Genomic DNA, 1,299 nt, shown 5'->3' on the forward strand with positions numbered 1-1,299 from the left:
GGCGGTTTCTAGCGGTCGTTGCAACACGTGGTCGGTTGTTCAGGCCGCGAGCAGTTTATGCAGGCGCTCGGCTGGGGTTTCCCAGCCGAGCGTTTTGCGTGGGCGGCCGTTGAGTTCGGCGGCGACGGCAACGAGGTGTTCGGAGCTGTGGGCGGACAGGTCGGTGCCCTTCGGGAAGTACTGCCGCAGCAGGCCGTTCGTGTTCTCGTTCGAGCCGCGCTGCCAGGGGCTGGCAGGGTCGCAGAAGTAGACCGGGACGCCGGTGGCGACGGTGAACGAACCGTGCGCGGCCATCTCGCTGCCCTGGTCCCAGGTCAGCGAGCGCACCAGGTGTGCGGGCAGGGTCTGGACGGTGTCCACGAGGATGTCGCGCACGTGTTCGGCGGTGCGGCCGTTCGGCAGGTGCAGGAGCATCACATAGCGGGTCGCACGTTCGACCAGCGTGCCGATCGCCGAGGCGCCGTCCTTGCCGATGATCAGGTCTCCCTCCCAGTGACCGGGCACCGCCCGGTCTTCGGCCTCGGCAGGGCGCTCGCTGATCATCACCATCGGGTCGATGAAACGTGGCCGGCGCGCGGCCGCCTGCCGGTGCGGGACGCGGCGGGCCCGGCCGGTGCGCAGAGCGCCGGCCAGCTCGCGGCGGAGCTCCCCGCGCCCTTGGACGTAGAGGGCCCGGTAGACCGTCTCGTGGACCACGTGCATCTCCGGCCGTTCGGGAAAGGTGTCCCGCAGAGCCTGGCAGATCTGCTCCGGACTCCACTTCCGGTGCAGGTGGTTCTGGATGAAGTCCCGCAGCTCGGGGTTCTGGCCGATCTTGCCGGGCTTGGGGCGCGGCCGGCGCCCGTCGGCTCGGGCCTGGGCCGCGAACGGCCGGTACTGGCCGTTGCCGGGATGCCGGTTGCGCCGTATCTCGCGGCTGATGCTGGACGGGCTGCGGCCGAGCTCGGCGGCGATCGCGCGGATCGTGGCCTTCTCCCGCAGGCGGTCCGCGATGTGGATCCGGTCGGCCTCGCGCAGGTACCGGGAAGGCCCGGACGGGGGCGCCGCCCGCCGGACGGGCGGCGCCCCCGTGGTCCTGCCTGTGGGGTTGCGGCCGTTACGCCACCGCTTGCCGGTCCGGGAGTTGATCCCGATGATCCGGCAGGCTTCCGTACTGCTCAGACCCTGGTCCATGAGCCGGAAGTATTCCTCTCGCTCACGGACCAGTTTCCGTCGTCCCCGCCCGGTCCGGTCCTTGCGGATCTCGAAGTCCATCGCACCCCTTGAACTGGGGTGTTGCAACGATCCCTAGAACCCAAG

The 1,299-nt window shown here is 70.1% G+C and carries 1 protein-coding gene; it reads right to left on the reverse strand.

What is annotated here, in order from left to right; genetic code table 11:
* Nucleotides 1-39: 39 nt before the first annotated feature.
* Nucleotides 40-1,161, reverse strand: a complete 1,122-nt coding sequence (locus ACFWJ4_RS41630; protein ID WP_380554698.1) for an IS30 family transposase — start codon at nucleotides 1,159-1,161, stop codon at nucleotides 40-42.
* Nucleotides 1,162-1,299 lie beyond the last annotated feature (138 nt).

This window comes from Kitasatospora sp. NPDC127067 (assembly GCF_042724755.1).
Taxonomy (GTDB): Bacteria; Actinomycetota; Actinomycetes; order Streptomycetales; family Streptomycetaceae; genus Kitasatospora; species Kitasatospora lactacystinica.